This window comes from Psychrobacillus sp. NPDC096426 (assembly GCF_044762745.1).
In the GTDB taxonomy this organism is placed as follows: Bacteria; Bacillota; Bacilli; order Bacillales_A; family Planococcaceae; genus Psychrobacillus.
Window position 1 is genome coordinate 103,849 of sequence record NZ_JBIWEX010000008.1, and the last position, 21,925, is coordinate 125,773.

The window sequence follows — 21,925 nt, forward strand, 5'->3', positions numbered from 1 at the left end:
ATAAATAGAGGTGCAAAATGGACAATAGACAAATTCAGTACTTTATGGAGGTCGCAAAGCAAGGAAGCTTTTCGAAAGCAGCCGAACAATTATTTGTTTCCCAACCTACGATTAGCAATGTTGTGAAAAATATAGAAAATGAATTAGGAGTACAGTTACTGGCAAGAACAACAAGAAAACTGGAACTGACGGATACAGGTCAATTGCTCTATGAATATGGGCAACAAATTTCTCAACTATATCAACATTTTTATCAAGAATTAGATGATATTACAAATGTTCAAAATGGGTCCATCAAGATGGGTATTTTTTCCTCAATCGGCACCAATATTCTAACAGACATTTTGTCAGATTTTCACAAACAATATCCTAATATCCTTATCCACTTTGTGGAAGATGGAGAACAGAATTTACAAAAGGCATTGCTTGATGGGGATCTTGACTTGGTTATTCAGGAAATACCAACGGATGAACCGATGAATTACATTCCTTTTTTGAGCGGTGAACTTCGACTTCTTGTGCACCATACACACCACCTAGCAAGTAAGGAAGGGGTGAAATGGGGAGAATTAAAAGATGAACATTTCATCAGTTTTCGACAAGGCTTCGCCATTCGACAATATATAACGCAGGAATGTGAAAAAGTTGGTTTTAAACCAAAAATAATATGTGAAACGGCTCAATGGAAATTCATCTTTGAAATGGTTTCCCGCAATATGGGCATTGCAATTCTACCCGAAAGCGAACTAAATAAATTAAAGGTAGCCCATATGGGGATTAACGTATTGCCTTTTATCGATGAAATAATCCATTGGCAAATCGGCATTGCATGGAAAAAAGATGGCTATATATCTCATGCGGCTAGAACATGGATTCAGTTTTTAAAAACACGACTCGAACAACTTGAAACCTCGAAAAATGACTTGGAACCTGGCACCCATAGTTAAACGCCAAATAACGCCACCTGTTTGTGGGCGTTAGTCGTACTTAATAGTGAATTGCATTAAATTGTCAGAATGAAAAAAATGCCTTTGACATCATAGGGACGCGTCACTCGTACTGAATAAAGAAAAACAAGCGCTGTTTTATAATCGTTATGTACTAGTTTGACGTATTTTTTGAAAAATCCACACCCCATTGGTGGCTAAAAGCCGACTTTGAATGTGAAATACCTATGCTACAAGAAGTTCAGTTGGATGAACTTGCGCCCGTCATACTTAATTTACTCGCGATCACAGACTGGAGACAGTAATCTTTCTTAGTAGAATGATACACTTGTTTCTTCGTCATCATGGAGTATGCAAGTCGGAGTAAACGATTGCCCAAAGCAATAAACATCTGCCCAGCTTTCTTTCCTCTCTCTTTCATTTCTTTATACTTCTTCTGCATCGATGGATTTTGAAGCATCATACTTCGACCTACTCGATATAGCGCAGCCCGAAAATCAGCCCTTCCTTGTTTGAAAATCTGATATGGAGGCCGCTTTCCGCCAGATTGTCTAATAATTGGATTGGTCCCGACCATTTTGATCAGCTATTCACTCTTCTGTTAATGATTTCGACAAAATGTCAGAATCCAATTTAACATTTTGTAAGATTCCATTTGGACAATTTGTTAATAAGAGCGGTTTATTGGAGAACCATTTATTTTATAAGTTCCTCTACTTGATATTGATAGATTCAAAGCTTGCAATTGGATACTTTTAAGAATTTTTTATTTCTAGCACACGGACACGTTTTTCAGGCTTTGCCTGTTCGACTACTAGGCTTTCGATATACCGTCGCACAAAAAATGCAGTCCAAGATATTAATTTCGACTGCTTTTCATTTTCTTATCTATGATTACTAATTACTGTTGAATTGTAGCTAATAGTAAGAATAGTAATATTGCAATAAGTAAAATGATCACTGAATAGCCAGAGTACTTAACCAATCATTATTTATACTAACGACAAATAAAGCCCCCGGTCGTCAAAAGTATGTTATTTCGAGCTTACCTATTTCAAGTAAATTGTAGTCATTTATCAGAATTCACTGTATTTTTTCTGTTCCAAGGAAGTCTGGAGTATTTAACGCTTACTTTTAACGCAGAAAAAATAGTTTTAATAATAATATTTATTGCATCTAGTTTACGCATAGCTTTTATCATAGAATTGTAATTAATTGTAAGAATATCTTCTGACATGGGCTCATTTTCATTGTGTTTCCACCCGTAATTTACATTTTAAATGCACAAACCCAAAATTCGACAATCTAATAATACTTTTAGCGTATCGTGTATTATATTATCAAATTATTACTAGTATTTAGAATCACTCAAAACTTTAGTTAGTATTTTTTACAATCCAAAAGTAATGGTTCATTCTAAATACTATTGAATTTAAAAAATTCTGATTTATTAGCATATAACGCTTGATTTCTTGAATATTCGATGATAATGTTTAATTTAGCTAAAGAAACGTCGCATTTATTGGTATGAGACCAATAAATATTTTTTTGTAAGTAGATGTATTAGTAGGCAAAAATGACCACGCGGGATTTATCACCTCTCTCTTTTTCAATAGTTCTTTTTGATTATAAAAAAATAAATATTTATTAAAATAATGATGCAATATTTTTTTTAGAGTCAACATATTATAAGGAAAGGAGATAACCTTTTATGCTTCAAGAGTTTAAAAGTGATCTGGATCAATATGTCACTCAGGTAGAGGGAAATATTATTAGTAATATGGATGGAGAAACAGTCATGCTAAGTATTAAAAATGGGAAGTATTATAATCTGGGGGTAATTGGTGGATATATTTGGGAGTGTGTGCAAGAACCCGTATCCTTAAAAAATTTGATAAAGAGTATACAAGTTGAATACGATGTTACAGAGGAGAAATGTAAGACTGATCTACTTCCATTCATCGAGAAATTACGTAACGAGGGATTAATCAAAATCTATTAAATTGTATCGGAGACGTTATTATGAGCGCTATAGCTTGCATTTATCATAGGAATCAAGAACCTGTAGCAGTAGAGAACATAAATAGAATAATGGGATCTTTGCAACAATATCCCGCAGATGATATTCAAGTATGGCATAAAGAAAATGTTTTTTTGGGATGTCATGCACAGTGGATTACACCCGAATCTATTGGAGAGAAGCTACCATACTATGATAGGGTAAGACAACTAACTATCACAACGGATGCTATCATCGACAATCGAAAAGAATTATTTAATCTACTGCAAATCGAATCAATTGTTAGAAAAGAGATCCCTGATAGTCAATTAATATTGTTAGCCTACTGTAAATGGGGACAAGAAGCACCTAAGTATTTAATTGGTGATTATGCTTTTATTATATGGGATGAAAAGGAACAGCTACTTTTTGGGGCTAGAGATTTTTCCGGAAGTCGTACACTCTACTTCACTCAACTTATAGATAAGTTTGCCTTTTGTACAACCATTAAGCCGTTGCTTACTCTGCCTTTTATAAAAAAACAGCTCAATGAACAGTGGTTAGCCGAATATTTGGCCATACCGGGTATGACTGAAACAGTCGAACCCTTTATCACTCCTTACGATAATATCTATCAAGTACCACCAGCCCATTCCATCTCTATTAAGGAAGGAAAATTCTTCTTAAGACAACATACTGTTGTTCAAGTAAAAGATGTTTTGAAATTGAAAACAGATGAAGAATATGTTGAAGCCTTTCAAGAAGTGTTTCAAGAAGCGGTTACTGCTAGAATACGAACTAATCACCAAGTAGGCGCTTATTTAAGTGGTGGGCTGGACTCAGGCTCCATAGCGAGTTTTGCAGCTAAAGCTCTAAAGCAAGAAAATAAAACTTTGCATACATACAGCTATATTCCTGTTCAAGGTTTTAAAGATTGGACACCAAAAAGGCGAGTAGCAGATGAAAGAGACTTAATAGAATCCACTGTAGAGTATGTAGGAAATATTTCACCAAATTTTTTAGATTTTAAAGGGAAAAGCCCTCTTTCTGATATAGATGAAATGTTAGAGATTTATGAGATGCCATATAAATTTTTTATCAATTCCTATTGGTCAAAAGGATGTTATGAAGAAGCAAGTAATGACGGTGTAGGAATCATTTTAAACGGAGCAAGAGGTAATTGGTCTATCTCATGGGGCCCCCCCTTGGACTACCAGGCACTGCTTCTAAAAAAATTGAAGATCTTTTCATATTTTCGTGAAGTGAATCAATATAGTAAAAATATTGGTGTTCCTAAATCGCGTATAACATCCATAACGAAGAGAAAAGCTTTTACCATCCTGGATAGGAACAAAAATATGGAGATGGATCCAACCTTCCAACCTATTAATGTTCATTTTGCTAAAAAAATGAACGTACATGAAAAAGTGAAACAACATGGGATGGAACATAAAGTGTCTTTCAACGCTTATGAGGCTAGAAAGGAAAATTTCGAAAAGCTTGCTTATTGGAATATTAATGGAACGATGGCAACTAAGCTTTCTTTACGTTATAAAACTTGGAATCGTGATCCATCAAATGATTTGAGGATCATACGATTTTGTTTATCGGTTCCTGAAGAGCAATACGTTCAAAATGGCATGGATCGATCCCTTATTCGAAGATCCACGAAAGGTTTTTTACCGGATTCCATACGATTAAATCAAAGAGTTAGAGGAATACAAGGGACAGATGGCATTGATCGAATGACTCCCTTTTGGAGTGATTTTGTTAGTGAAATAAAGCATTTAACAAATGATCCAATTATTACGAGTTATATAGATGTCGAGAATATAAAAAAAGCGCTAAGTGATGTTCAAACTGTACCTACATCTTCCTTTATTTATGATGCTCGATTTAAAATGATGATGCGCTGTCTTTGTGTGTATCGCTTCTTGAAAAGTAACTTTGAAGGGGGGTGAAATAATGAAAAAATCATGGAACGCACCTGAACTAGAAGTACTATCAGTTACAATGACAATGGCTGGCCCTGGATTTTCTATTGAGGATGATTTTCAAAATGATCCTGATGAACCAGATCATTACAGCTAATTTAACATCAAGGAATAAAAACCCTTATATTTTTTCACTCAAGTATAAGGGGTTTTTCTAATGCAATTATTTTAATGTACCGAGTCTATCATAACAAGTTATTTTGTGAATTCTTCAAGTAGAATGTTCATGGGGGATTATATATGGTTGAAACTATAGAGAAATATTGCTATAAAGCTTTTGGTTTAAAGATTGTAAGCGATATCCCATTACCAGAATTACTTTTTTTAAAAATGGAAGACAACCAAGCAAATTGTATTTTTATAAAAAAAGAAGATTTAAATGATTTTTGGAGTAAACATTCATATCCTGCTAGAAACTTTGTCATTACGGAACAATTTATCATGTTTCAAATTCCAAATAAAGCAATCTTTCTCATTCAAAACGGAAATGAGATTTTATACTCGCCTATATATGATAATAATGTAGATTTACTTCGTATATATATACTCGGTACTTGCATGGGAGCCCTCTTGATGCAGCGTAAGACACTACCGTTACATGGCAGTGCCATTGCAATCGATGGGAAAGCTTATGCAATTGTTGGAGACTCCGGAGCAGGGAAATCCACTTTAGCTAAAGCATTTTTAATGAGAGGATATCAGTTATTAAGTGATGATGTCATCCCCATCACCTTTTCTGAGAATCAAATTGCTTATGTGATGCCCTCCTATCCACATCAAAAATTATGGATGGAAAGTTTGAACGAATTCGGATTAGAATCTAATCAGTTTCAACCACTTGCTGAAAGAGAAACAAAATTTTCTGTACCCGTATTACAGTTCTTAGATGAACCATTGCCGCTTGCAGGCATCTTTGCACTAACAAAAACAGAGAGTGAGGATGTGTCCATTAATTCCATAACAATTATGGAACGTTTTCAAACATTATTTCATAACACTTATCGAAATATTTTTCTCTCAAGAGCAGGTTTAATGGATTGGCATTTTAATACTTCTGCCATGATGGTCAATAAAATTCCTATGTACCAAATTAGAAGACCTATTTCCCACTTTACAGCTTACGAATTAACAGAATTAATGTTAACGGAAATTCAACCGAATGTGGTTATGAAAGATTAATTTTTCTTCAACTTAAGAACAGATCGGAGTAATCAAATTTGGAGGAAGTCATGATTAAATGGCGTAAGATTCGGTCTTTTTTTCAATTGAATACACGCATGAAGCTTCTTATTATAGAAGCTTTTCTGACGTTAGCTTGGGCACGCTTAAAAAAAAGTAAGGATTTTGCCAACGTTGCCTCCGCTTTAGGTAAACATATGAATGAAACTGGTTTTCATGCTAATGATGAAAATAAGGAGATTTTACATCTTATTTCTAGAGCTATACATCTGGTTAGTCCCTATACATTTTGGGAAAGTGAATGTCTAGTGAAAGCTATAGCTGGAATGAAAATGCTAGAAAGAAGAGAGATTGAAAGCACTCTTTACCTAGGAATGGCTAAAGATGAAACGGGTTTAATTGCCCATGCATGGCTCCGAAGCGGGACCTTTTACATATCTGGTTCTGAAGGAATGGAGCGATTCACAGTAGTAGCAAAATTCGCCAAATCCATTAAAAGTAAGGGAGAAAATTATGAAGAACAAACTTAACCTATCTAAAATACCGAAAGAAGTTCTTTTTATTTTGGAATTATTGGAAGATGACAACAAGGGTCTGTTTCAAAAAAAAAATCACCTATTATATAGCGATTTAGATTGGCAATTATTCGTGGATTATGCTACTCATCATCGTCTCTATCCAGTGCTATACAATAAAGTAAAACAACTTGATGAACCTCTACTTCCTGATTCCGTTTTACAATCTTTGAAGGAACTATATAAAGAAAACACCTATAAAATGCTTCAATTGAGTGGAGAGATGTCTTTTATTAATAATCTCCTTTATGAAAATCGTATAAAAACTATTTTTTTGAAAGGACCAATCCTTGCAAAAGATTTATATGGAGACATATCACTTCGTACATCTGGGGATTTAGATTTTCTAATTCCGATCGAACGGATAGATGAAGCAGAGAAATTATTAGTAGAACAAGGATATAAGAGAAAAGATAATTTTGATAGAATTTTAAATGATTGGAAATTTAGAAATCACCATGTTACATATTTTCATCCTCACAAACGAATTACATTGGAAATCCATTGGCGTCTCCATCCAGGTCCTGCAAGGGAAACGAATTTTCAGGATTTGTGGGAAAGAAAAAGAGAGAGTAATTTGACAGCATCACCAATCTCTTATTTAGGAAAAGAAGATTTATTTCATTTCCTTGTCGTTCATGGAGCAAGACATGGCTGGTATCGGTTACGGTGGTTACATGATATTCACCAAATAATGAAACAGTCTCTAAATTGGGATTTAGTGTATGCATTGTTCAAGAAAAATCATCATGTACCTCATGCTGGACAAGCGCTTATATTAGCTTCCCAGTTATTTGGGACGAAATTGACGAATGATGTACATGTATTGATAAATAATAAACAAGCTTTTCCATTAGCCCAGAAAGCCATCTTTTATTTAGGCAGAATGGAAAACTTACATTCTCCCACCGTTTCAAAAGATATTACTCAATATCATAAGCACTATATATTATCATCAAACTCCATACAAACAAGATGTTTAATGATAATCACCAAGTTTTATCCATCATCAGTAGATGCTGTCACTTTACCATTACCTAAATATATGCACTTTTTATATTTTCCTTTACGCCCCATATTATCGATATATAGAAAGATAAAAAAGCCGATTCTATTAAAGGAAGATATTAGATGAAAGATATCATTTACTTCCTTAAACAAATGCACGTATATATTGGACCCATCCTCTATGTTAATCTACTAGCTATGACGTTTATTGGATTATTGGAGGGAGTCAGTGTTTTACTATTAATCTCTATGATTAGTATTAGTGGAATAGTAAATTTTGATATTGGAAATAGTGCTTATATACATTTATTATCTTTTTTGGACCTCATCCCTCCCTTTAGTGTTTTGCCGATTATTTTAGGGATTTTTCTTTTAGTCGCTATCGGTGTTAATTATTATAATCGGAAAATTATGATTCGTAATGCAATTATTCAAAATAGCTTTTTAAGAAAGATACGTTTAGAAACATACAGTGCGTTATTGCGTTCGAAGTGGTCCTTTTTCATAAAAAATCGAAAATCAGATCTTATTAATATTATGCTAACCGAGGTTACAAAAGCCAGCAGTGGAACAAAAGCCATTTTATCTTTTCTTTCCTCCTTTATAAGCACAAGCTTTCAAATAGTTTTAGCATTTTGGCTATCACCGAATATAACCGTATTTATATTATTTAGTGGTGTCTTTATAGTTTTTCTTAATCGGCATTTTTTAAAAAAATCGCACGCTTTAGGTAATCGTAACTTTCAATTAGGTAGAGAGTTTTTGGCTGGGATGACAGATCAATTGAATGGGATAAAGGATGTGAAAAGTAATTCTTTGGAGAAATCAAGGTTAACTTGGTTTCAATCTATTACAGATAGAATGGAAGCAGAACAAGTAGAATATACAAAAATAAAAACAAGTTCTCAATTTTACTTTAAAAGTGCTTCTTCCATTTTTATTGCCGTATTAATTTTTATTGCTTTACAGATTTTCCAAGCTCAAGCCGGTCAATTGATGTTAATCATCGTTATTTTCTCCAGACTCTGGCCTCGAGTTACGGGTATACAGTCTTCCTTAGAAGCAATTGCTACAAGCATGCCATCTTTACGAATAGTAAAAGCATTTCAAGTAGAATGTGAAAAGTTGGCTGAGTTACATCAAGAAGACTATGAGGATATTAAGCCATTTCAATTACAAATGGAAATGGAATGTCGAAATGTTTACTTTGGCTACAAGTTAGAAGAGAAAGATGCATTAAAGGATGTGAATATCGTTATTCCTGCGAAACAGATGACGGCTTTTGTAGGAAAATCTGGAGCTGGGAAAAGTACATTAATTGATTTATTAATGGGGCTTAATGTACCTAAAACAGGACAAGTGTTAATAGACGGGATTCCATTAACAAAAGATAATCTTTTATCATTAAGAGGCACATTAAGCTATGTTCCGCAGGATCCTTTTCTATTTAGTACAAGTATTCGAGATAACTTAATGCTAGTAAAAGAACAGGCAACAGAAGAAGAAGTGTGGGAAGCACTAGCATTCGCCTCGGCAGCAGACTTTGTTAAGCGATTGCCTAATGGGATTGATACAGTAATTGGTGATCGTGGAATCCGCCTTTCAGGTGGTGAACGTCAACGATTAGTTTTAGCTCGAGCGATTCTAAGAAAACCATCCATTCTTGTTTTAGATGAAGCAACTAGTGCACTTGATACCGTAAGTGAAGCAAAAATACAAGAATCATTAGAACGGCTAAAGGGAAAAATGACTATTATCGTCATTGCTCACCGTTTATCAACCATTCGAAATGCCGATCAAGTAATTGTGCTAAACGAAGGGCAAGTCATTCAACAAGGAAGTTTCTATCAGCTAGCAGAAGAAAAAAACAAAGTGTTTAGTAGATTACTTGGAAAACAATTGGAAGTAAGTACCATAGTTGAAAAGAGGTAAACTCATGAAAGATGATCGAAGTGTGCATTCTCTCCTCTCATAAGGCGATTCCAATGACTTCCGTTATTCCCCTGAATGTGATTAAATGTAGATATAACCATTGTTTTCAGCTCCTTTTAGTGTGAGTGGGTATGATAGAAGTTCTGTGATTGGTACTTCTTGTTTACCCTGAAAACAATGGTTTTTAACTTTGTTCCCTATCTATTTAATATTGTAGGGACACTTTTTAAAGTGGAAGGAAATTCTTCTAGTAAATTGGAAAAGTTTAAACCGCAGTTTAATTCAAAGATGTAGGTTAATCGACTATATATCTACGCATAATTAATACCTCCAATTTCATAGCGCAGTTTATTTATACAATAAATATACACTATACACTCTTTTGGTAGGGAATTAATTATAATGGTTTAAAAGCATTAGGAAATCCAGCGTTTTTAATCATATCATCAATCCACACGCTAGTTTCTGCACCCCATGCTGAAAATTTAACACCTGTCTCGTCACGCTTATCATCCCACACTCCCGCAAGTATTTTCCCTTTAGAGTTAGGAGCGAATATCCTCCAATACATTGTAGCGTCACTCCATCCCTTCGGTATATTTCCAAGAATAGCATGAAAGTTAACTCTATCAGGAGAGTAATATAGCATGTTTGATTTTTCATTGCCTCCCCATCTCATAAGTGTCGCTACCATATCACCACGTTCACCCATCATAAGATTCATGCAGTCATTTGGAGTTGTGAGCAGTCTTTCGTGTTTCGAAATGTCTGCTATATCAGAATATCTACAACGCATAACCCCTCCGACCGGATTGGTGTCCCAACACCAATAAGCATAATCTTCGTAAAACCATATGTTACCCATCTTAAATTCTGCCCCACTACCTATCAGAGTCCATTTCCATGTATCTGCAGAAAAATCATAAGTTCCTTTTATTAAGTTAGTTTCCCATCCAGTAGCTTCCAAATGGTCACCAGTTTGTAGCCAAAAAGTGTTATCCATTGGGTTAAAATCAACTGCATGGATATGTCTTATTTCCATTGCGGAAATATCACCGTTCCCAGTAGTACCGAATTTTATGCAACTCTTAATCGTTGCTCCTTTATCTGTGGTATACCATACATTTAGATTTTCATATGCAGTACCTACTTCGGTTGAATAGTTACCCCAACATTTAACTTCCAATCCATCAACAATTTGGCGTTTAGTAGTTGAGATGGTCGAAAAATTATCTAGTGCTACTGGAATATAGGCATCCCCATTTATATCCAATACTGTCGATTCGTTGAGTGTAACCCAATCATGTGAATAGTATGCTTTTGTTTGATCACAAAGCAATAATTTACCATCATCGAATACATGAATCATTTTTATTATTCCAACACCCTCGATCAATAACCCGTCGTTATAAGTTTCACCATCGTCTTGACTTAAAAAAAGGTAGCCATCTTCGTTCTTGACTAGCATACTATCTATAGAAACAAGATACTTTTCAAATAATATCGGTCGTGGTGTAAATCCTCCGTGATTACTACTCATTAGTCGAATGGCATTATTAAACAGCATTACACACTCTCCACTCTAAAGTTATCTATTCTCGTAATAGCGGAGTTGTATTGATATAGGGTAAAATACATATGCTTATTAGTTTTAAGGTTGTTATCTTCTGTCGAAGTGATACGTTCTGTGCCGTCTAGAAACACTCTAAAACGGTTTCTTTTAGCTACTACTTTGATATTATGAGTTTCTCCAGCCCCCCAAGTAAATATGTATTCCCCTAGTTTTGTTTTCACACCGGTAATTTCTTTAAACAATCCAATCCCATTTTCAGTAATACCTACATAAATCCTGTTTTGTGTAGATGCACCTGGTGTCCTAAAAGTAAAGGATGAATCCTCGACACCACCGATTGTGTAATTAAAACTAGCCGAAAAATCACTCAATAAATCGAATCCGGCAAAAACGAACTCTCCTGAGACAGGATATAATTTATTTGAAGAAATACCAGTCACTCCTAATGGCACAAGCCATGTCTGCCCTGTATCCGCTATGCCAACAGAGGTCGTACTGTCTGGTCTTGTGAAATCGTCTGAAACAATTGTCTCAATCGGTTTTTGAATAGGCCAATTTCCAACGACTACCCCAAGCCATGTAATGCCGTTATCAAAACTTTGGAACATTACCATAAATATTTTACCTGCTTCAAAAGTAGGTTCTTCGTCATTTTGCCAAATTACATTGTCTGGAAAAATTATTGAAGCAGAATTTATATATCTAAGTGTGACTGTGACGGATAATAAAGCATTAGGATTAATCACTGGACTTACTAGGATAATCGTTTTATCCTCATTATTTTCTGTTTCTACTACGAAATTAGTTACATTGGACGCATCTATTTCGTATATATTGGATTTTTCAACAACATTAGCATAATTAATCAACTTGTTTAAGTTTGTTGTAGTTTCCGCCAACTGTGTCTTAGTGTTTTCTACTACTCTATCGATTGTCTCAAAATTTTCATTCCATTCATCTAAAAATAATCGTTCTGTTGGTGCCCATATATTTAATTGTAAATTCTTGGTTTTTTCCATTGACAATTCATCCCCTCATTTATTTTTTCTGCATGTTTAACAGGTTGATCCAGAATGGTTCTTCTCTAGTTCTTTGTAAGTATCCCTGATTATCGCCCCCCCACTTCTGCCCATTCCATTAAATACATTAATATGCTAGTACATAGAAGTATAAACTTAGTATATTGTGCAAAATTGTGTACAGAACTTTGCAATGAATTTGTACAGAGTCTGCATGAGAATATCAAAACTAAGCATCTAATTTCATTTCCTTTATGAAAATCATCTAGTATCTCATTATCTCTGTCCACTCCTTCCAAATATCCTATATGTGAGGGATTCGTTTCATCCCTTCTTCCTGAAGAAAAGAAGATGTTATCAAACTCGTTCAATCCATTGACCAAAGTAATCCAGTTGGCAGCGTGATTAAGCAATGTTACTTCTTGTTACAAGGCTTGGACTTCGTACAAGCGATATTCATAATATTAAAGGATATACAAATTCATCTGAAAAGGTATGTGGAGTAATGGTTAATCCCCTTTCTATTTCTATTTCTTTTTATTTTTATCAGTACCATGTAGAGTTTTGGAAACAGTATCGAAAGAATGGTCATTTATTTATGGAGGAAGCCTTTTGATTATTAAAGGTATCGAAATTTTAGTAAAACGTATTCCGATAACAAGATTGCCACTAAACTTGGGTTTATTGAATTGAAATTTACTGGAAGTTTCCCCCAACAAAATGACTAATGATACATCTATGAATGATTGTTTAATTCTATTTATAATAACCAAAGAAGGTTAAGTGCAAAAAAGTCAGACCACAGTAGAAGAGACACTTTGGTCTGACATTTTCTTCTCAAACCACCAAGAATCCCGGCACATGGTAACAATATCACGTTTTGCTGTCCAACCTAGTTCTCGCTCTGCTTTTGAAGCATCTGCATAGCATGAAGCAATATCGCCTGGTCTGCGATCTACGATTTCATAAGGCACTTTAATATCATTTGCTTCTTCAAATGCTTTTACTAATTCTAGTACACTAGTACCTTGACCCGTACCAAGATTATAAATATGCACACCTGCTGTCAGGTTATCTAAAGCTGCTACATGTCCTTCAGCAAGATCTACGACATGAATATAATCACGTACTCCTGTACCATCCACTGTTGGATAATCATTTCCAAAAATTTTTAGTTTCTTAAGCTTTCCTTTTGCAACTTGTGCAACATACGGCATTAGATTATTCGGAATGCCATTAGGTGCTTCACCAATTAAACCACTTTCATGTGCACCAACTGGATTAAAATATCTAAGTAGCGAAACACCGAATTTAGGATTTGCTTTGACAATATCCGTTAATATTCTCTCACTCATGGCTTTCGTTTCACCATAAGGATTCGTCGTTGGTAAGAGATTCATCGTCTCTTCAAATGGTACTTTATTGTCGCCATATACCGTAGCAGAAGAACTGAAAACAAATCGTTTTACACCATACTGCAAACAAGCCTCTGCTAAAACCATTGTACTAACAAGATTATTCACATAATACAGTAATGGTTTCTCAACTGACTCTCCAACCGCCTTCAAACCTGCAAAATGAATTACACCATCAATGTGATGATTTCTAAAAAGAACATCTACTGTTTGCGCATCCGTCACATCCATCTCATAAAATGTGACTTTTACATCTGCAATTTGACTAATTTTTTCAATGGACTCTCGCTTACAATTGGAAAGATTATCAACAACAATTACAGAATGCCCTGCTTCAAGCAAAGCAACACATGTATGGGAACCAATATATCCAGCACCGCCAGTTACTAGAACATTCATTACAGGAAAACACCTCGATTTAGTGACTTGTTTAATAGGAAAGTTGCATTCTTTATTTACTGCCTTTCAAAGTAATTCTGATATTCACCGCTTAAAATTTGTTCCCACCATTCAGTGTTATCCAAATACCACTGAATAGTTTGTGCAATACCGGTTTCAAATGTATAGGTCGACTTCCAACCTAGTTGTTCTAACTTTGTTGGATCAATTGCATAGCGTTTATCATGACCAAGGCGATCTGTGACAAATTCTATTAGCTCTTCTGATTTCCCTAAAGTGCTTATAATCGTTTTTACAACTTCCAAATTTGTACGTTCATTATGTCCACCAACATTGTAAACCTCGCCATCTATACCTTGGTGTAATACTAAATCAATGGCAGTACAATGATCATATATATGTAACCAATCTCGAATGTTTTTACCGTCACCATAAACAGGTACCTTTTGATCATTCAACACGCGTGAAATTGTTAACGGAATTAGTTTCTCCGGGAAATGATATGGTCCATAATTATTAGAACATCGTGTAATATTAACAGGTAAACCATACGTTTCATGATAAGCACGTACTAATAAATCAGATGACGCTTTACTTGCGCTATATGGGCTATTTGGCTGAATTGGTGTGTCTTCAGTGAAGAATGTAGTTGGATCAAAATCAAGTTCTCCATATACTTCATCTGTTGAAACATGTACGAATTTTGATATACCTATTTGTTTTGCTCCATCTAATAACACCTGTGTACCTAATACATTTGTTTGAACGAATATACCTGGGTTCGTAATAGAGCGGTCCACATGACTCTCCGCGGCAAAATGAACAACATAATCAAATTTTTCTTTCTCAAATAGATACATAATATCTTCACGATTGGCTATATCAGCTTTGACAAAATGATAATTATTCTTTTGAGAAATTTCACGATGCTTCGTTAAATCTCCAGCATATGTTAATAAATCTAAATTATAAATATTATACTGAGGATATTTACCAACCATATACTGTACAAAGTTTCCACCAATGAAACCTGCTCCACCAGTAACAAGTACTTTCTTCATTGTCATCTATTTCACCTCTCATTTAAGTGTTCACTGACTCTTTAAGAGTTGTAATTGCAGTATCTTGTGGTTGATCGGCAATATCCTTTAAATATTTGCCATATTCAGTTTTTTTAAGAGGCTCTGCAAGACTTAATAATTGCTCTTGAGAAATATACCCCCTTCTATAGGCGATTTCTTCAATACAAGCTATATATAACCCTTGTCTTTTTTGAATAGCTTCAACAAAATTCGAAGCTTCAAGCAAAGATTCATGAGTCCCTGTATCCAACCAGGCAAGGCCTCGACCAAGAATATTTACTTTCAACTTTTGTTCTTTTAAATAATGATCAATCACCGAAGTAATTTCCTTTTCGCCACGTGCAGATGGTCGTATATTTTTTGCGATTTCAACTACTGCATTGTCAAAGAAATACAATCCAGGTACAGCAAGTGAAGATTTAGGCTTCTCAGGCTTTTCTTCAATTGAAATAGCATTTTTTTCGTTATCAACTTCTACAACACCATAAGCTCTTGGATCTTTCACATAACACCCAAAGATAATGCCACCATTTTTTAAAGAGGCAGCTCTTTGCAATCTGTTGCCGAAATCGGAACCGTAAAAGATATTATCTCCTAATACTAAAGCTACAGGTGAATCACCTATAAACTCTTCACCTAGTATAAATGCTTCTGCTAAGCCATTTGGTTGCTCTTGAATGATATACTCAAATTTCATACCAAGATTACCACCGTCACCTAACAGCTCCTCAAAATCAACAATATCTCTTGGTGTTGAAATGATTAAAATTTCTCTGATACCTGCAAGCATTAAGACCGACAATGGATAATAAATCATCGGCTTATCATAAATAGGAAGCATTTGTTTCGAGACTGCTTTCGTCAATGGATAAAGTCTTGTACCTGAACCACCAGCTAATATTATACCTTTCATAACATCCACCCCTTATCCTCTAATAATTTCACAAATTTTATCAACATCTTCTAAAGATAAATCAGCATAAAGAGGTAAAGTTAATACTCGATCTGCTATATATGCAGCAACGGGTGTTTCTTGAATTGTAAATTGGTCCTGGTAACACTCGAAACTACTTGTTAAAGGATAAAAATACTTTCGAGCAATAATATTATTTTCCTTTAATATCTCTAACATTTCATTCCTAGAAAATTTTTCATTAAAAACAACTGGGAAGTATGCATAATTACTTCTCACACCATTTTGAGGTTGTGGTAATTTGATTCCTTCAATTCTACTAAGTTGCTTTATATATCTCTCAACTACTAACTTTCTTTTATTAATTTCTTCACCCACATGCCGAAGATTGCAAAGACCCATAGCTGCCTGGAACTCATTCATTTTGCCATTACCACCAACATATTCAACAGATTCTTGACCTGTAATACCAAAATTTTTATAGGAATTTAAAATATCTTTCAATTTAGTATCCTTAAAAGTTAACGCTCCACCTTCAATTGTATTGAAGACTTTTGTTGCATGGAAGCTGAACATAGAAGCATCACCATAATTCGCAACACCTTCATCGTCAACAGTAACTCCAAAAGCATGTGCTGCATCATAAATGACTTTGAGATTATGTTTTTTAGCAATTCGCTCTATTTCTTTCACATTGCATACATTTCCATAAACATGCACCGGAAGTATAGCTGAAGTTTTATCAGTAATTAAGCTCTCTAGTTTGTTTACATCAATTGTATAATCATCAACGTTAATATCACAAAAAACAGGTGTTAAACCATTTCTCACAATTGCATGAGTTGTTGATGCGAAAGTAAATGGTGTTGTAATCACTTCGCCAGTTAAATTCAAAGCTACTATTGCAGTCTCTAATGCAAGATGACCATTAGAAAATAGCGTGACATTAGGGACATGTAGATAATGTTGTAACTCTGCTTCTAATTTATTATGTTTTACACCGTTATTAGTCAACCAATGGCTATCCCAAATATCTTTAATTTCTTCTATATATTCAACTGTTGGAGGCATTGAGGAACGAGTAACTTGGATTAGATTGTTTTTTTTATACTTCATCATTACACACCACATCTAAATTTATATCTATAAATACTTTTCTTCCCTCTTGATCAATAAAATATGCATTCTTATATCCCGAAAAGCTCATTGCTCTGAAATAATCAATCGCCTCCCTAAATGTTATAGATTTATCAAGATCAATCTTACAAAGTGCTTCAAAATCTTTTTTTAGATTGATATTTCCTTCAACTTTCGGGTAAATACTTTCGTAGCTATGATCTATTATGTCATGTAGATGTTGTTTTAATAGTTTTACCTCAAGATTTTGAACTTTGTTATAAATATCAAATGAGGTTTCCCAAGATAAAATCTCTATTTTTTCTTGCACAATAATATTACCACTATCTAGATTTTCATCCATTTCATGTATAGTTGCTCCAATAGGTAATTTATTAATTATACTAAATACTTGCGGAAACCACCCTCTATTATATGGATTATAGCCCGGATGAATATTAACACAACGTACACTGTTAACTAATTTTGAAGGGAATAGCTGCTTGCAATGTAATGATAACACTAGCTGATATTTTGCTATAATTTCATCGACTTTCCCCTTCACATTTATAGGCTTAAAATCATTTGTTAAATATCTCGAATTAAACGCTATATTTCTATCTGAATAATAAAAGTTAAAATTCATATCTCTATATTCATCGCAATCAATAATCTCTTTCATATTTTCATATAAATACTCATTATCTGTGAGAACCATAATATTCAAGTTGTCTTTCCCCTTTCGCCTTTATAATAGCTTTCCCTGTTTTTACTAAATAAGTATAAGATTCTAATCTAAATACTTTTGCTAATCCCACATATACAACTATTCCTACCAATACTTGTACTATTAAAGTTAGTATGGCTGTCATGCCAATCCACTGAATACTATATACTACAGCACCCATAACCAACGATACTAATAAAGATGGTATTATATCTTTCCACTGATCTTGAAAACTATAATCAATTAGTTTTAAGCTAGGATATGCATTAATAAATGTAGATAAAATACTACTAATAAATACTCCTAGAGCTATTCCATAAACTCCAAACGGTATACTTATTCCTAAAATGACTAGTCCAAGTATTTTCTTGAAAATTTCAAGATTCAAAAAAATATCACTACGCCCTAAAGCATTAAAAGCTTGCAAATTGGCTGTATGAATTGGCCATAATGCATAAGAAGCACAAAATATTTGTAGGAATGGAACAGCAGGCAACCATTTTGCTGTTAATACAATCTTAATAAATGGCTCTGCAATTGTAGCCAGTCCAACCATCATAGGAAATACGATAAATGAGCTCGTAACTATCGATCTGCGGACAATCTCTTTTACTCTTTGTTTATTATCTTGATAAGATGATAAAGTCGGAAGCATTACTGATTGGATTGAACCATCTATATTACTAACAATGAGGCTTGGAAATTGTTCCCCTCTATTATAAAACCCTAGTGTTGCTGGACTGAAGAGTTTCCCAATAATAAGACTTGTGATATTATTATAAAGTGTATCTAACAAACTTGAGGCCAATAACTTCCAACCAAATGAGAATAGATTTTTAATCCTTCCTATTGAAAAGATTAATTTCGGTCTCCATTTTACTGTAAACCATAAAATAACTGAAACTAGTAACTGATTTGTTAATTGTTGTCCCACTAAAGCCCAAACACCAAAACTTGCATATGCCATTACTATGCCTAATATGCCAGAAATGACAATGGCACCAAAACTACTTACAAATAACTTTTTAAATTGCATATTTCGTGCAATAACGGCTATCTGGATGGAGTTAAAAGCACCAAAAAACAATGTTAACGATAAGCATCTAATCACTGTTGTTAAAAGGGTTTCTTCAAAAAAAGTAGCAATAAATGGTGCACTAAAAAAAAGTATAATATAAAGCAGACTAGCTACAATTAAGCTCAAATAAAAAACGGAAGAAAAATCAACCTCATCAGCATCTTTTTTTTGAATAAGAGCAGTATTAAAACCACTCTGGACAAAAACTCCAGCAATAGTAATAAAAATTGTTACAAGCACAATTAAACCAAATTCTTCTGGCAATAAAAGACGAGCTAGCACAATAGTTACTATAAATTGGATCCCTTGAGTTCCTCCACGCTCCATCAGTTTCCAAAAAAGAGAGGAAAGGACTTTTGCCTTAGTTATCTCATTATTCACCTAATCAACTTCCTTTTTACTACTCGTAGAACATTAATAATACTAGGGAAATATTGCATAAGATAAATTATTAGCTTCCTTTTAAATCCTAATTTCAAATATATATCTTTCGTATCTCCTGTTTTTGCTTCCATAAACTTTCTATGGTTCAATAATAAGTTAAACTTATTAAATCCCTTCGTCTGAGCAACAATATCTGAATATCCATAATTTGTATATTCATTAATTTCATCTAGCATAATTGCAATTTCATCAAAGTGCTTAATCTCCTTTTCAAAACTGGAGGTATTTCTAGCTGTCCATGAACTACTGTCCCCAGTTCTATAAGCAGACATAAATTCATCTATATAATAAACACTACCTTGAAGAGATAAATTAATAGCTAAAGGATAATCAACAACAGGGGCGTTTTCTAAAAAAACGGGTCTATTTTGTCCAAATTTCGTTGGATATAACATGGAATTAGTAACAAAAAGTCCTCCGCCACCTTCAATCACTTCAGCAACCTTAAAGACTTTATTTCCTTTATTGGGACGGACAAAGGATATTGGCTTTTTGTCTAATGCAGACACTACATGACCAGCATGAACACATAAACTACATTCAGGGTGTTTCTCCATATAATCCACCTGTTTTTGCAATTTATAAATATCTGTCCAATAATCATCTCCTTCACACAAAGCAACATACTTTCCAATAGCTCTCTCATCATTAACTTTAAATACATCTACACCTTTGGAATATTGATTTTCTATTTGATATATTGGTTTAACCAATTCTGGATATTTCTTTTCATATTTTCTAATTATTTCTGCTGTTCGATCTGTTGAGGCATCATCATGAATTAATATCTCATACTTGAAATTAGTTTGTTGCATTAAAAAGCTGTCAATAGCATCAGCAATGTATTTTTCGTGATTATAAGCGATACAGCTAATACTGACTAAAATATTTTCCATATGTTTTAATTCTCCCTATTGCAAAATTAGCTTGTATTTTTTCCTTCTAAATAACTAGTGTCGCATATATAGTTACTGAAAATTCACTCTTTTCTTGTCATGGAGAGCCAAAAAGGTTAAATACTTCAATATGGATGGCACCATCCATTTGATTTTTATTTACAATTAGACTTGTGCCACAACCTCATTTTGCTTGTTATGGGATTGTTTTTTTTTTTCATTTCTTCGAATCCAGATATGTGTTGGTTTGCAAAGGCTAGCCTTTAAATACAGTGGATTTTCAGTTTACTATTCGTTTCCGAGTTGCACTGTCTCATGCTTGGTGATAATTTAGGTACACTTAAGAAAATAGAGAATTGTATTCATTACGGTTTTAGCTCTATTTTTAATAATTGTAGCTGATTGTCAGAATAATGAATAATTGTTTCTAACAGGAACATTTTCTTATTTTGCTTGACTAGTCAGATTTTTGATTACTTTTCAACCTTCTATAAACTCCAATAATTAACACCATCGCTTTTGGACTCACAAAATATAACTCATAAAATATTTTAAAAATAACTGCCTGTTTACTCTTTCTAAGTGTTTTTCTAAAATCCATTAAGTTTTTGTTAAAGTTCTTTATACTTAACGAATCTTCAAATGTATTCATTCTTTTATTAACATCCATATAAATAGCAAATAAACCCCTGTATGTTTTATTACTTAAATTCAGCAAACCAATCTTCTCAAAAAATTCTGCTCGCTCCTTAAATGCATCTATTACATCTATTCTATGCTTTATATTAAAGCCAACACCCATAATGCTATCTTCTCTTTGCCAATAGAATAATAACTGAGCTGTAGTTAGAACAACTTTTTCAGCTTTATACATTAGTTTGTAAGTTGTAAACTCATCTTCATGTATCTTTCCAACAGGGAAACGTATATCTTTGAATAATTCTCTAATATACAATTTTCCCCATGCTGTAACCATCTGAACACCAAATTTTTCATACAACTGCTCTAATGCTTCAATATTAGAATACTCATAAATTTCTTCCTTTGAATTATCAACGTGAACCTTTTCTGTCGAAGTTCTGATGAAATTGCATACAGAAATATCGGAGTTTGTATTAACTAACAATTGGTATAACTTCTCAATATAGTTCTCGTCTATCCAATCATCGCTATCAACAAAAGAAATGTATTCCCCTTGAGCAATGTCAATTCCTGCATTTCGAGCATCTGATAGGCCGCCATTTTTTTTATGTATTACTTTTACTCTTTCATCTAACATCGCATACTCATCACAGATTTTTCCACAACTGTCAGGCGAACCATCATTAACTAGAATTATCTCAAGTCTCTTATATGTCTGATTCAAAATAGAATCAACACAACGATGAAGATAGTCTTCAACTTTATATACAGGTACTATTATTGTAATGACTTCACTCATAATTACCTCCATTGAATTAGTGTAAGAACGATTGATTGATTTTTAATAAGAACTCTGTTTCAAACCACGTACCTTACAGGGACATTGATACAGTACCGAATTTAGCATTTAAGCCTCGTTCCTACTTTGAGTTGTAAGGATAGTAATAACATGAAGGGATATATCGATCGTTTTTTGTCAATATAGTT

20 protein-coding genes are annotated in these 21,925 nt (G+C 33.9%); 9 read left to right on the forward strand and 11 right to left on the reverse strand.

The window, feature by feature from the left end; genetic code table 11:
• Positions 1-17 precede the first annotated feature (17 nt).
• The gene (locus ACIQYS_RS08945) at positions 18-947 is read left to right on the forward strand and encodes a LysR family transcriptional regulator (RefSeq protein WP_402977900.1); all 930 of its coding nucleotides are present in this window, start codon (positions 18-20) and stop codon (positions 945-947) included.
• A 241-nt stretch (positions 948-1,188) separates the two neighbouring features.
• On the opposite strand, the gene ACIQYS_RS08950 is transcribed toward ACIQYS_RS08945, so the two are convergent.
• The gene (locus ACIQYS_RS08950) at positions 1,189-1,524 is read right to left on the reverse strand and encodes a transposase (RefSeq protein WP_402977903.1); all 336 of its coding nucleotides are present in this window, start codon (positions 1,522-1,524) and stop codon (positions 1,189-1,191) included.
• A 1,134-nt stretch (positions 1,525-2,658) separates the two neighbouring features.
• Between ACIQYS_RS08950 and ACIQYS_RS08955 the strand changes: the two genes are divergently transcribed.
• From ACIQYS_RS08955 to ACIQYS_RS08985, 7 genes are all read left to right on the forward strand, one after another.
• Positions 2,659-2,949 carry a lasso peptide biosynthesis PqqD family chaperone gene (locus tag ACIQYS_RS08955; RefSeq protein ID WP_402977906.1) on the forward strand — a complete coding sequence of 97 codons (291 nt, stop codon included), beginning with the start codon at positions 2,659-2,661 and terminating at the stop codon, positions 2,947-2,949.
• A 20-nt stretch (positions 2,950-2,969) separates the two neighbouring features.
• The gene (locus tag ACIQYS_RS08960) at positions 2,970-4,907 is read left to right on the forward strand and encodes an asparagine synthase-related protein (protein ID WP_402977909.1); all 1,938 of its coding nucleotides are present in this window, start codon (positions 2,970-2,972) and stop codon (positions 4,905-4,907) included.
• Positions 4,908-4,911: 4 nt separating this feature from the next.
• Positions 4,912-5,037: a paeninodin family lasso peptide gene (locus ACIQYS_RS08965; protein WP_402977912.1), complete on the forward strand. Its 126-nt coding sequence runs from the start codon at positions 4,912-4,914 to the stop codon at positions 5,035-5,037.
• Between the two features lie 143 nt (positions 5,038-5,180).
• Positions 5,181-6,119: an aldolase gene (locus ACIQYS_RS08970; RefSeq protein ID WP_402977915.1), complete on the forward strand. Its 939-nt coding sequence runs from the start codon at positions 5,181-5,183 to the stop codon at positions 6,117-6,119.
• A gap of 50 nt (positions 6,120-6,169) precedes the next feature.
• Entirely contained in the window at positions 6,170-6,649 is a 480-nt protein-coding gene (locus tag ACIQYS_RS08975; protein ID WP_402977918.1) for a lasso peptide biosynthesis B2 protein, read from the forward strand.
• Complete coding sequence (locus tag ACIQYS_RS08980) at positions 6,633-7,829, forward strand: nucleotidyltransferase domain-containing protein (RefSeq protein WP_402977921.1); 1,197 nt, start codon at positions 6,633-6,635, stop codon at positions 7,827-7,829. The genes ACIQYS_RS08975 and ACIQYS_RS08980 overlap by 17 nt, the downstream gene beginning before the upstream one ends.
• Positions 7,826-9,634: an ABC transporter ATP-binding protein gene (locus ACIQYS_RS08985; protein ID WP_402977924.1), complete on the forward strand. Its 1,809-nt coding sequence runs from the start codon at positions 7,826-7,828 to the stop codon at positions 9,632-9,634. The genes ACIQYS_RS08980 and ACIQYS_RS08985 overlap by 4 nt, the downstream gene beginning before the upstream one ends.
• 397 nt (positions 9,635-10,031) lie before the next feature.
• Here the strand turns inward: ACIQYS_RS08985 and ACIQYS_RS08990 are convergent, their stop codons facing one another.
• Both ACIQYS_RS08990 and ACIQYS_RS08995 read right to left on the reverse strand, forming a co-directional pair.
• Complete coding sequence (locus tag ACIQYS_RS08990; RefSeq protein WP_402977927.1) at positions 10,032-11,201, reverse strand: hypothetical protein; 1,170 nt, start codon at positions 11,199-11,201, stop codon at positions 10,032-10,034.
• A complete protein-coding gene (locus tag ACIQYS_RS08995; protein ID WP_402977930.1) occupies positions 11,201-12,226 on the reverse strand; it encodes a hypothetical protein in 1,026 nt (341 codons plus the stop codon). Before ACIQYS_RS08995 ends, ACIQYS_RS08990 begins: the two co-directional genes overlap by 1 nt.
• 412 nt (positions 12,227-12,638) lie before the next feature.
• Here ACIQYS_RS08995 and ACIQYS_RS09000 point away from each other — a divergent pair, with 412 nt between their 5' ends.
• Positions 12,639-12,842: a hypothetical protein gene (locus tag ACIQYS_RS09000; protein WP_402977933.1), complete on the forward strand. Its 204-nt coding sequence runs from the start codon at positions 12,639-12,641 to the stop codon at positions 12,840-12,842.
• 178 nt (positions 12,843-13,020) lie between these two features.
• Here the strand turns inward: ACIQYS_RS09000 and galE are convergent, their stop codons facing one another.
• The 8 genes from galE to ACIQYS_RS09040 form a co-directional block, all read right to left on the reverse strand.
• On the reverse strand, positions 13,021-14,040 hold the full coding sequence (gene galE, locus ACIQYS_RS09005; RefSeq protein WP_402977936.1) for a UDP-glucose 4-epimerase GalE: 1,020 nt from the start codon (positions 14,038-14,040) through the stop codon (positions 13,021-13,023).
• 56 nt (positions 14,041-14,096) lie between these two features.
• Positions 14,097-15,107 (reverse strand): dTDP-glucose 4,6-dehydratase, encoded by a 1,011-nt coding sequence (rfbB, locus tag ACIQYS_RS09010; RefSeq protein ID WP_402977939.1) that lies wholly within the window; start codon positions 15,105-15,107, stop codon positions 14,097-14,099.
• Between the two features lie 16 nt (positions 15,108-15,123).
• On the reverse strand, positions 15,124-16,035 hold the full coding sequence (gene rfbA / locus ACIQYS_RS09015) for a glucose-1-phosphate thymidylyltransferase RfbA (RefSeq protein WP_402977942.1): 912 nt from the start codon (positions 16,033-16,035) through the stop codon (positions 15,124-15,126).
• A 12-nt stretch (positions 16,036-16,047) separates the two neighbouring features.
• Positions 16,048-17,154: a DegT/DnrJ/EryC1/StrS family aminotransferase gene (locus tag ACIQYS_RS09020; RefSeq protein ID WP_402977945.1), complete on the reverse strand. Its 1,107-nt coding sequence runs from the start codon at positions 17,152-17,154 to the stop codon at positions 16,048-16,050.
• Positions 17,141-17,869, reverse strand: a complete 729-nt coding sequence (locus ACIQYS_RS09025; protein ID WP_402978089.1) for a dTDP-4-amino-4,6-dideoxyglucose formyltransferase — start codon at positions 17,867-17,869, stop codon at positions 17,141-17,143. The genes ACIQYS_RS09020 and ACIQYS_RS09025 overlap by 14 nt, the downstream gene beginning before the upstream one ends.
• Complete coding sequence (locus ACIQYS_RS09030; RefSeq protein ID WP_402977948.1) at positions 17,853-19,337, reverse strand: lipopolysaccharide biosynthesis protein; 1,485 nt, start codon at positions 19,335-19,337, stop codon at positions 17,853-17,855. Before ACIQYS_RS09030 ends, ACIQYS_RS09025 begins: the two co-directional genes overlap by 17 nt.
• Positions 19,334-20,296 carry a glycosyltransferase family 2 protein gene (locus ACIQYS_RS09035; RefSeq protein ID WP_402977951.1) on the reverse strand — a complete coding sequence of 321 codons (963 nt, stop codon included), beginning with the start codon at positions 20,294-20,296 and terminating at the stop codon, positions 19,334-19,336. Before ACIQYS_RS09035 ends, ACIQYS_RS09030 begins: the two co-directional genes overlap by 4 nt.
• 457 nt (positions 20,297-20,753) lie before the next feature.
• Positions 20,754-21,737: a glycosyltransferase family 2 protein gene (locus ACIQYS_RS09040; protein WP_402977955.1), complete on the reverse strand. Its 984-nt coding sequence runs from the start codon at positions 21,735-21,737 to the stop codon at positions 20,754-20,756.
• Positions 21,738-21,925 lie beyond the last annotated feature (188 nt).

Bases quoted from the DNA above. Each gene is read 5' to 3' on its own strand.
- ACIQYS_RS08980 (WP_402977921.1), top strand. From the start codon at position 6,633: ATGAAGAACAAACTTAACCTATCTAAAATACCGAAAGAAGTTCTTTTT.
- rfbB (WP_402977939.1), bottom strand. From the start codon at position 15,107: ATGACAATGAAGAAAGTACTTGTTACTGGTGGAGCAGGTTTCATTGGT.
- ACIQYS_RS09020 (WP_402977945.1), bottom strand. From the start codon at position 17,154: ATGATGAAGTATAAAAAAAACAATCTAATCCAAGTTACTCGTTCCTCA.
- ACIQYS_RS08965 (WP_402977912.1), top strand. From the start codon at position 4,912: ATGAAAAAATCATGGAACGCACCTGAACTAGAAGTACTATCAGTTACA.
- ACIQYS_RS08975 (WP_402977918.1), top strand. From the start codon at position 6,170: ATGATTAAATGGCGTAAGATTCGGTCTTTTTTTCAATTGAATACACGC.
- ACIQYS_RS08945 (WP_402977900.1), top strand. From the start codon at position 18: ATGGACAATAGACAAATTCAGTACTTTATGGAGGTCGCAAAGCAAGGA.
- ACIQYS_RS09025 (WP_402978089.1), bottom strand. From the start codon at position 17,869: ATGGTTCTCACAGATAATGAGTATTTATATGAAAATATGAAAGAGATT.
- ACIQYS_RS09035 (WP_402977951.1), bottom strand. From the start codon at position 20,296: ATGGAAAATATTTTAGTCAGTATTAGCTGTATCGCTTATAATCACGAA.
- rfbA (WP_402977942.1), bottom strand. From the start codon at position 16,035: ATGAAAGGTATAATATTAGCTGGTGGTTCAGGTACAAGACTTTATCCA.
- ACIQYS_RS08990 (WP_402977927.1), bottom strand. From the start codon at position 11,201: ATGCTGTTTAATAATGCCATTCGACTAATGAGTAGTAATCACGGAGGA.
- ACIQYS_RS08950 (WP_402977903.1), bottom strand. From the start codon at position 1,524: ATGGTCGGGACCAATCCAATTATTAGACAATCTGGCGGAAAGCGGCCT.
- ACIQYS_RS09000 (WP_402977933.1), top strand. From the start codon at position 12,639: ATGTTACTTCTTGTTACAAGGCTTGGACTTCGTACAAGCGATATTCAT.
- ACIQYS_RS08955 (WP_402977906.1), top strand. From the start codon at position 2,659: ATGCTTCAAGAGTTTAAAAGTGATCTGGATCAATATGTCACTCAGGTA.
- ACIQYS_RS08970 (WP_402977915.1), top strand. From the start codon at position 5,181: ATGGTTGAAACTATAGAGAAATATTGCTATAAAGCTTTTGGTTTAAAG.
- ACIQYS_RS08995 (WP_402977930.1), bottom strand. From the start codon at position 12,226: ATGGAAAAAACCAAGAATTTACAATTAAATATATGGGCACCAACAGAA.
- galE (WP_402977936.1), bottom strand. From the start codon at position 14,040: ATGAATGTTCTAGTAACTGGCGGTGCTGGATATATTGGTTCCCATACA.
- ACIQYS_RS09040 (WP_402977955.1), bottom strand. From the start codon at position 21,737: ATGAGTGAAGTCATTACAATAATAGTACCTGTATATAAAGTTGAAGAC.
- ACIQYS_RS08960 (WP_402977909.1), top strand. From the start codon at position 2,970: ATGAGCGCTATAGCTTGCATTTATCATAGGAATCAAGAACCTGTAGCA.
- ACIQYS_RS08985 (WP_402977924.1), top strand. From the start codon at position 7,826: ATGAAAGATATCATTTACTTCCTTAAACAAATGCACGTATATATTGGA.